The sequence below is a fragment of the Lampropedia cohaerens genome, from assembly GCF_001005215.1.
In the GTDB taxonomy this organism is placed as follows: Bacteria; Pseudomonadota; Gammaproteobacteria; order Burkholderiales; family Burkholderiaceae_C; genus Lampropedia; species Lampropedia cohaerens.
Genome location: NZ_LBNQ01000027.1, coordinates 1 through 6735 on the forward strand (window position 1 = coordinate 1; position 6735 = coordinate 6735).

Here is a 6735-nt window from a genome sequence, read left to right on the forward strand (position 1 = left end):
ATTCCGAGCCATGTTTCTTCGTTTTCCATTCGCCTTCGCCCAGCATCTTCACGCCGGTGCTGTCGACCAGCAGATGCAAGCCACCACGACTGGGGCGATAGGGGATGTTCACGGTCAGCGTTTTCTGGCGGCGGCAGACCGTGCTGTAGTCAGGCACGGGCCAATCCAGGTCCGCCAGATGCATCAGGCTCTGCACGAAACCGATGACTTGGCGCAACGGCAGGCCGAACAGCCCCTTGATGGTCAGGCAGAACTGGATGGCGGCATCGCTGAACGTCGGTGATCGACCGCGACGACCGGTGGGCTGGCCGTGCCATTGCATGGCACGATCCAGCCAGACCGAGAGCGAGCCTCTGGCCTTGAGGGCTGCGTTGTAATCTTTCCAGTTGGTGGTGCGGTATTAGGCGGCAGCGGGCTTGGTCATGGGTGCGCTAGCCTGCAGACTCGGGACGTTTGTGCAACAACGCCCCATCCCACCACCAATTATTCTTCCCAGGCCGTCCGCTGAAGTGCAGCAGACGGCCTTTTTCATAAGCGCCCCTGCGACGGCGCGCGGGCGGCGGTGAGACAGCAGCGACAGTCGGCTGCGGCAAAATGGTGCCGGCGAACCTGATCGAACCCACTCGTTTTACGCATTCGCGCATCTTCCCTAACCACTTCTACCTGGCACGATGTTCCGTTGGTTGTTGAGCAAGGGCGCCTCCCGACGCAAGGTCAAGCAAGTACAGCAGGCCATAGATGTCGCCATGTGGCAGGCGCAAATCGACGCCATGCCCTTCCTGCGTGGACTGACTGTGCAGGAACTGGCGCACCTAAAGGCGCTCAGTGCATGGATATTGGCCAGCAAGACGTTCGATGGGGCAGCCGGGCTGGAGGTCACGGACGCGATGGCTCTGTGCATCGCGATTCAGGCTGCGCTCCCCATTCTCGAGCTGGGCCCTCAGTGGTATGAGGGCTGGACCGGCATCATTGTCTACCCGGGCAGTTTTATACCCCGGCATCACCACATCGATACCCTCGGCGTGGTGCATCCGCGCGATGACGAACACTTCGGCGAAAGCTGGCAACACGGTCCCGTCATCCTCTCATGGCAAGCAGCGCACGCACACGACGCACGCATGAACGTCGTGATTCACGAGTTCGCCCACAAGCTGGACATGGCTCACTCTGAACCGGATGGGATGCCTCCACTTGCAGGCAGTGGCATCGCGCCGCGCGAGTGGGAGGAAGTTTTGGAATCCGCCTGGCGGCGCTTTGTACGCATGGTGGAAATTGTCGAAGCCGCCATTCCGTCGGACGTGGACCCTGAATCCCCTGAGGGGCGACAGCATTTTGACGCATTGCCCATGGATGCCTACGCGGCCACGGACCCAGCGGAGTTCTTCGCGGTCAGCTCAGAAGTGTTTTTCATCGATCCACAGCGGCTGTGCAACTGGCATCCTGCCTGGTATGCACTACTTGTGCGCTTTTATAGGCAGGATCCTGCGCGCCGCCTGGAACGTGCCGGCAAGACCAGCGCGTAAATCCTGCGCGAGCCATCAGACCTCCGCGCAGCCTGTCAGAACAGGCTTTCCACCATCTCACCTTTCACCCGGGGCACGGCCGCAATCATGGCACTGTAAAGGGGCAGTGCCACATACCCGCAAAGGTTGGCAACCAAATGAAGGTCAGCCACCTTCAGCCCCGTGCCAGCGTCCTTGGCACCCAGTCAAGGCGGTTTAGGGTGCACCCAATAACCATAACGCTGACACCGGCACATGCCAATTCCTGCCCAATGGCAAACCGGATGCCGTTGGAGGAGCCGGTGACGATGGCGGTTTGGACGATCAGACCAATGGGCATGCGCCGCTCCTACTGCCAGAAGACGGTGGCTGAATTCGGCAGCGCAGGGTTGGCGCCTGTCACATGTGACGCACGCACGCGCGTTCAGTGCGCCGCTGCCTCGCTCATCTGCGACTGCAGGTAGTTGGGCAAGCCCATTTCCTCACACAATGCCAATTGCGTTTCGAGAAAGTCGATGCGCTCTTCCACATCGTCCAGGATTTCCCGCAGCAGATCGCGCGAGACAAAGTCGCCAAGCTGCTCGCAGGTGGCGATGCCATGCACCAACGTCTGGCGCGACTCCCGTTCGAGCGCAAGGTCACAATCGAGCAACTCCGGCACATCCTCGCCGATGCGCAGTTTCCCTAGATCCTGCAGGTTGGGCAGCCCATCGAGCAGGAAGATGCGCGCCATCAGGTCATCGGCCTGCTTCATCGCCTTGATCGACGCCTTGTACTCCACTTTTCCAAGCCCACCCAGGCCCCAATGCTGCAGCATGCGGTAGTGGACAAAGGTCTGGTTGATGTTGGTGAGCAGCACCTTCAGTTGCGCCTGAAGGCGCTGCAGAACTTGCGGGTGGCCATCCATGGGGTGCTCTCCTTATCGTCAGTCTGCCTCTGTGCGCACGCGTAAATTGCATGGCGCAGCGGGCCATGGCGGCATTGTTGCCGCTGGCAGCAGGGCTTGCAACGCAAGTCCCTGCTGGCGCGGTCGGGTTGCGCGTGAGACTAATTACAGTTGCCGGTTGCGAACACCCGGCAACGGCCAGCGGCATCGCGGCCTCAGGCGGGCTCCAGCACCGCATCAAGCGCCGCCAGCAGCGCCTGCATCTGCGCAGGCGTGCCGACCGTGATGCGCAAGTGGTCGGTCAGCTTGGCGCTGCTGAAATGGCGCACCAGCACGTTACGCGCCCGCAGTTCCTGATACAGGTGTACTCCGGCATGCTGGGGATGACGCGCAAACACGAAGTTGGCGCTGGACGGCAACACCTCGAAACCACGCTGGCGCAGCGCCTGTGTCATGGCCTCGCGCGTTGCGACCACCTGGGCAATGATGCCCTGGCAATAGGAATAGTCCTCGATTGCCGCCTGCGCGCCAACCTGCGCCAGCCGCCCGAGCGGATAGGAGTTGAAGCTATCCTTGACGCGCGTGAGCCCTTCGATCAACGCCACCTGCCCAAACGCCATGCCAACGCGCAACCCTGCCAGTGCCCAGGCCTTGGATAGGGTCTGCACCACCAGTACGTTGGGGTGGCGCTGCAGCAGTGCCAGCGCTGACTCGGCGCCAAAATCCACGTACGCCTCGTCAATCAGCACCACCTGGTGCGCAAAATGCGTTGCCAGACGCTCCAGTTGCGCCAGCGGCAAGGCAATGCCGGTCGGCGCATTGGGGTTGGCAATGACCACGCCCGCGCAGGTGGCCGGATCGATGCGCAAATAGTCCTCGACGGCAATGCACCAATCTTCGCGCAATGGCACCAGTTGCGGCGTAATGCCAAACAAATTGCAGTACACCTTGTAGAAGCTGTAGCTGATCTCCGGCATTACCAGCGCGCGGTCCTGCTTCACGAAAAAGGCGCGAAAAGCATGCGCCAGCACCTCATCCGAGCCATTGCCCACGAACACCTGATCGGCCGTCAGCCCCGCAGCGCCATGGTGTGCCGCAATCGCCCGGCGTAACTGCAGTGACAGCGGATCGGGATAAAGCGCCAGCTGCGCACCCACCGCCTGCGCAATCGCAGCCAGCACGCGCGGCGAGGGGGGATAGGGGTTCTCGTTGGTATTGAGCTTGACGAGATCGGCCACGCGGGGCTGCTCACCGGGCACATAGGGCTCCAGCCGGTCCAGCCCGTCACTCCAGAATGTCATAAGAAACCGTGCAAGAAGCGGCAGGCCCAAGTCGTCGATGCCTGCCTGAATGGGAAGATGCAGTCTCTACAAGGCAGAGCCGCAGGCGCGATTATCCGCGCACCCTGCAGCCACCAACTGCTCGTGCGCAGCAGCGCACACGGCGACAGGAGCAGCAGGCGCTAAAGCACCGCATCGATCAGCCCCACCACCAGCCAGATCGCCAGCCACAACAACAGCACGCGCCAGATCAAGGATGCCGCCTCGTGCAGCACGGCGGCGATTTCTTGGCAAGAGGCCTGCGGCGCCACCTCCGTTGCATCCCGGGTCAGATTCAGCTGCGCCATGGCGCGCGCCCAGGCAGGCGTTTGTCCCAGCGAAACCGCGCCAGTGGCCAGCACCAGCGCATCAGGGTCGCGCGACGCCCCCGATCCGCTGCGCCATACACTGAAGGCCTCCTCGTAACGGCCCACCAAGCTGCTCATCAGCGCTGTCACCCGTGCAGGCAGCCAATTCACCGCCCGCCACCCCTGGCCTGCGACCATGGCCAGTGCCGGGCTGGGTCGTTCGCTCAAGGACTGGCAGTCATTGCAATGCCAGCGCCAGTAGGCGTAGTCGGCAGCACGGTAGAGCACCGCCCCCAAAGGCCCAAGTCCCAGCGATGCGCCGACGAGAAAGGCGATGAACACACCAAACACATAGCGATGCATATGCTCCAGCGATAGCCGCACCGCCAGCATCCGCATCGGCACCCGGGCAGTGGCCGCCTTGCCCTCATGGTACGCCGCACCGGGTTGCGTCAGCGCATGCCTCCAGCGCACCAGTGCAGCGGCAGCGCCGGGCCGATCGTCCAGACTGATGGCGTTGCGCACCTCTGTGAAATGCAGTCCAAACGCGCGAAACTCCAAGCAAGCGTAGGCCACTGCCACCATCCAGACAAACGCCGCAAAGCCGCCTGCCCAGCGCGCCAGTGCCGCATACACCCCCCACGCAAGCAGCGATGGCACCGCCACCGCCACCGCCCAGGCCAGCCAGGCGTGGGCCGGCGAGCCGGTATCCATCGTCTGCTGGATGCGCCCGAGCAGGGCTCGCACGCTCGCATACAGGCGGTGGTGCGCCTGCAGGGGCCGAAACTGATCCAGCAACAGCGCCAGGAACAACGCCAGTCCACTCACGACTGCTCCTTGCCACGCAAGGGGGCCTGCAGAAACCCGTACAAGTTGCGCACGATGGCAGCCGTCACGCCCCAAATGAAGTACTCGCGCCCCGCCGCAGGCGTATAGGGAATGGAAAGCCACGTGTGCTGCGCGCCCGCCACATCCTGGCGATGGTGGCGGTGATTGGCAGGATTCATCAGAAAGGACAGGGGCACTTCAAAAATCTCCGCAACTTCATCGGGGTTGGCCTTCAGCGCGAGACCGGGCTGCACCAGCCCCACTACCGGCGTGACGGCGTAGCCCGATCCCGTCAGATGGCCAGGCAACTGGCCCAGCACCTCCACGGCATCCGCGGGCAGGCCGACTTCCTCCTGCGCCTCTCGCAGCGCGGCTGCAACCGCACTGGCATCGGAGGCGTCGACCCGACCGCCCGGAAAGGCAATCTGGCCGGGGTGGTGGTGCAGATGTGCGGCGCGCTGCGTCAGCAAAACCGTTGGCACCGACCGCGCGAGAACGGGCAGCAACACGGCAGCACGCACCGACGGCGCCGTCAGGCTGTCGTGCTCATGCGCCCATTCCGGCGTCCAGATCGGGTTTGTCATGAAACGCTCGCGCAGTGCCGCGATCGACTGCGCCGCCGGCGAAAGCGGCGGCAGATGGCTGTCCACGGCGATGGCAGGCACATCCTGGGGCCGGAACCCCTTGGGCAGGGACAGTCGAGAACGGGTTGGACGGGCTTGCGAATCCATGCTGGAGAGTGTGGTGGTCGCCCCAAAAACCATTGCGTGTCAGTGGTTGCATGTAGCCATGGCCTGCCAGCCGGGCCAACAGAATGCCGTCCTAGGCCATGTGCGAGCGTGTGAGGGGCTATCTTGCCACATCCATAGGGCATTCACCTGCTGCGCTTGCGCCCGTCACCCCTGCACGGCCCGCGGCCAACGGGGGAGGAAACAGACCGGCCCCGTTTAAGACCCTGTTCACGGTCTGCAGCGCCATTGGCGTGCTGTGCGGCGCCCTGGCCGAGGGCAAGGTGGGCGACGTCGGGCATGCCCACGTGCGCCGCGCTACGCCATGAAATCGCTGCGCTGTATGCCGTGGCGCTGCAGTTTGTCGTAAAACGTCTTGCGCGGAATGCCCAGCTCCTGCAGCGTGGCCTTGACATCGCCCTTGTGGCGCGCCAGCGCATCCCGGATTTGACGCGCCTCGAACTGCTCGACGCGCGCGGGCAGGCTCAGATCGCCCGCAGGCTCCTGCGCAATGGCACCGTTTGACACCCCCAGCACTTCACGCTCGGCAAAATGGGCCAGCTCGCGCACGTTGCCAGGCCAGTCATGTGCCTCCATCCACGCCAGGCAGGCGGTATCCGGCGCTTTCTTGGGCATGCCGTACTTCTGCGCGGCCAGCTCCGAGAAATGCGCGTACAAAAGGGCGCTGTTGCGCAATTGCCCCACTGAGCGCAGCTACCCCTTTCCCCAGTCTGCTCAGGACACACGTATCGTGTGTGGCGTGCCCAAGCGCGTGAACTGGTTCAGGATCGCCGCGCGCACCTGAAGCTGCGTCACCTGGCGGTCGAAATCTCGGGCCATGACCCGCTCGCCCAGCAACTTGAAGCAACCCATCTTGGTTTCCACCAGGCTGCGCCGGTGGTAACCACTCCATTTCTTCCAGATCGTCCGGCCCAGGTGCCGGGTTGATCGCAAGGTTTCGTTGCGAGCCTCGACGCCCGCGCTGCTGCCTTTCCAGGTCTGCGCATTCTTGCGGGTCGGGATCACGGCGGCGGCTCCGCGTGCCGCAATCGCGGCATGACAGGCCTTGGTGTCATAGGCACCATCGCCGCTCACCGTCGCCACGGCTTCAGTTGCCGGGATCTGCGTCAGCAGCTCAGGCAGCATCGGCGCGTCGCCGATGCG

The 6735-nt window shown here is 63.5% G+C and carries 7 protein-coding genes and 1 pseudogene; 1 reads left to right on the top strand and 7 read right to left on the bottom strand.

Going from position 1 to position 6735, the window contains the following annotated elements; translation table 11 throughout:
* A pseudogene (locus AAV94_RS09620) lies at nt 1-424 on the bottom strand (IS5 family transposase); the annotation flags it as partial.
* A 247-nt stretch (nt 425-671) separates the two neighbouring features.
* Here AAV94_RS09620 and AAV94_RS09625 point away from each other — a divergent pair.
* Entirely contained in the window at nt 672-1523 is an 852-nt protein-coding gene (locus tag AAV94_RS09625) for a M90 family metallopeptidase (protein ID WP_046742124.1), read from the top strand.
* Between the two features lie 403 nt (nt 1524-1926).
* Here the strand turns inward: AAV94_RS09625 and bfr are convergent, their stop codons facing one another.
* The 6 genes from bfr to AAV94_RS09655 form a co-directional block, all read right to left on the bottom strand.
* Nucleotides 1927-2409: a bacterioferritin gene (bfr, locus tag AAV94_RS09630; RefSeq protein ID WP_046742125.1), complete on the bottom strand. Its 483-nt coding sequence runs from the start codon at nt 2407-2409 to the stop codon at nt 1927-1929.
* A gap of 194 nt (nt 2410-2603) precedes the next feature.
* Nucleotides 2604-3689: a histidinol-phosphate transaminase gene (hisC, locus tag AAV94_RS09635; RefSeq protein ID WP_046742126.1), complete on the bottom strand. Its 1086-nt coding sequence runs from the start codon at nt 3687-3689 to the stop codon at nt 2604-2606.
* A gap of 161 nt (nt 3690-3850) precedes the next feature.
* Nucleotides 3851-4843 carry a CobD/CbiB family protein gene (locus tag AAV94_RS09640; protein ID WP_046742127.1) on the bottom strand — a complete coding sequence of 331 codons (993 nt, stop codon included), beginning with the start codon at nt 4841-4843 and terminating at the stop codon, nt 3851-3853.
* Nucleotides 4840-5574, bottom strand: a complete 735-nt coding sequence (locus AAV94_RS09645; RefSeq protein ID WP_046742128.1) for a CoA pyrophosphatase — start codon at nt 5572-5574, stop codon at nt 4840-4842. Before AAV94_RS09645 ends, AAV94_RS09640 begins: the two co-directional genes overlap by 4 nt.
* 315 nt (nt 5575-5889) lie before the next feature.
* The gene (locus AAV94_RS09650; RefSeq protein WP_046742129.1) at nt 5890-6249 is read right to left on the bottom strand and encodes an AAA-type ATPase lid domain-containing protein; all 360 of its coding nucleotides are present in this window, start codon (nt 6247-6249) and stop codon (nt 5890-5892) included.
* 57 nt (nt 6250-6306) lie between these two features.
* Nucleotides 6307-6735 (bottom strand): IS5 family transposase (locus tag AAV94_RS09655; protein WP_046740683.1); only part of this gene is annotated, 429 nt, incomplete at its 5' end.